At 50.1% G+C, this 1,667-nt stretch carries 3 protein-coding genes; 1 reads left to right on the forward strand and 2 read right to left on the reverse strand.

The genetic code is table 11. The annotated features are described in order from the left end of the window. Positions 1–319: 319 nt before the first annotated feature. Both MYP_RS24525 and MYP_RS26860 read right to left on the reverse strand, forming a co-directional pair. Positions 320–820 (reverse strand): hypothetical protein, encoded by a 501-nt coding sequence (locus tag MYP_RS24525; RefSeq protein WP_156140828.1) that lies wholly within the window; start codon positions 818–820, stop codon positions 320–322. Positions 821–1,010: 190 nt separating this feature from the next. Then, a complete protein-coding gene (locus MYP_RS26860) occupies positions 1,011–1,136 on the reverse strand; it encodes a hypothetical protein (RefSeq protein ID WP_262506819.1) in 126 nt (41 codons plus the stop codon). A gap of 292 nt (positions 1,137–1,428) precedes the next feature. Here MYP_RS26860 and MYP_RS26665 point away from each other — a divergent pair. Further along, positions 1,429–1,667: hypothetical protein (locus tag MYP_RS26665; protein ID WP_231570096.1), on the forward strand; the 239-nt coding region annotated here is incomplete at its 3' end.

Raw genomic sequence — 1,667 nt, forward strand, 5'->3', positions numbered from 1 at the left:
AGGACCCAAGTATTGAAACCGACCAGCGTGCCATCTTCCGCCCATGCCAACGAACGCATAAGGCTACGCTTGCCATAAGGTGTCAAGGCTTCGAGCGGGGTTTGCTGACCGGATGCCAGTGCTGCCCTGAGTTGGGCTTCGCTACGCACGACTAGCATGTTCCCTGCGCGGGCAGGGGAAACGCAATAAGCGAGAGCAAGGCACAAGATAAGGAAACGGAACAAGTGACCGGACATAGTGTGCTCCCAGATGTTATTGCCGTCCAATGTACGGCAAATCTCGACGTTAAGCGGACGCTGACACCAGGTTTGACACCAGGTTACAGCTGTGGCGAGACAACCATAGATAAGCTAAACGGATCGCTACTGTCTCCAACCTTGATAACTGCTTTTTCGTTGACATGGGCCAACATCTTCGGAGCACTGACAACATTCGAGCCTTTAAAAACCTTGCCTGCCATCCATACATCAATAGGTGTATTCCCTTGGCGTACTGTCATTTCAACTCGCCAGTCGCCCGAGGCTATAGAGAATTGCTCTCCTGCCTTAGCCATAACATGATGTTCTGACTTTTCACCGCCTGCTTCAAGTGCCATCGCTACCGCATACTCTGGCGCAGCGGTGACTGGCTCTGCATGCGCGCTCAATGCATAAATAAAAGAGCCTGCAAGCACAGTAGCGACACAACGACCGGCAAATCGGCGGACAATTCCATTCGGGGACAACTGCAAACTCATGAGGTGCTCCTTGGTTGGGTAATGGATATAGCTAGCACCGATAGTGTAATGGCGGCGATATGGGATAAATGCGTGAATTGTCACACGGTTATATGGTCCGCTTCTGGCCGATAGCGGACGGTCGGCACTACTCAGTGTACTCGGCTGTTGCCTGCTGAGCAACTACAGGGTTTTGTTAGGCGCTCTAAGGGAACATAGGCCGGGATTTTCGCGGACGCGAAATTAGCTTGTAAGCCAAGCAATTGAAGGTAGGAGAGCAAGGGTTACAAGTTGTCTAAATGTTGCAATAATTGACAGTCGACGCTGTGCATGCTACCCTCACAGCGTTTTTCAAACTCTGCAGCGTTCCAGGCGCTGTGAGGGTAGCATGCACAGCCCCACTTGCCTGTTTTTTGCGCATTTTTTCGCGCTTCAAAAGTCCCTTTTTGCGGTTCATTTTTAATCTCCTACAAAGGTTGATAGTAGGTCTAATTATACATGAAATACCGTTTAAAATCAGCGACTTATGGAATTAATCCGCTAAAAAAATGACCCCTGAATAAGTCGAAGGCGGCGCTGTACAGGCCCGCCTTCGGTACTTTTAGGTGTCTCATTAGCACACTCAGCGGCAGATACAAATAACGACCAGGTTTGGCCATCGCCTTACCCTTGTTCTAAGTTAGAATTTCAATAATTCAACTTTTCTGGTTGTTATGAATCTTGCGTCAACCCATTCGGTGTTCCGAGAACGACTTTTCGAGCACCAGTTGGTTTTCGAACTGATGCGTTACTCCTGGCTCCACGATCAAGCCTCGCTTGAAGTGTCGCAACCTGCGATTGACCGCTTCGGCCACGACCTTGTGTTAGAAGCACGCGGCGTTACGCGGCATGTGCAGTTGAAGACCTCTTGGATCACAGGGCGAGCTGATAGCCAGAATGTCCACGTTGGCTT

This window comes from Sporocytophaga myxococcoides (assembly GCF_000775915.1).
In the GTDB taxonomy this organism is placed as follows: domain Bacteria; phylum Bacteroidota; class Bacteroidia; order Cytophagales; family Cytophagaceae; genus Sporocytophaga; species Sporocytophaga myxococcoides_A.

Coding starts and splice junctions, on each gene's coding strand:
- MYP_RS26860 (WP_262506819.1), bottom strand. CDS start 1,136: ATGCGCAAAAAACAGGCAAGTGGGGCTGTGCATGCTACCCTCACAGCG.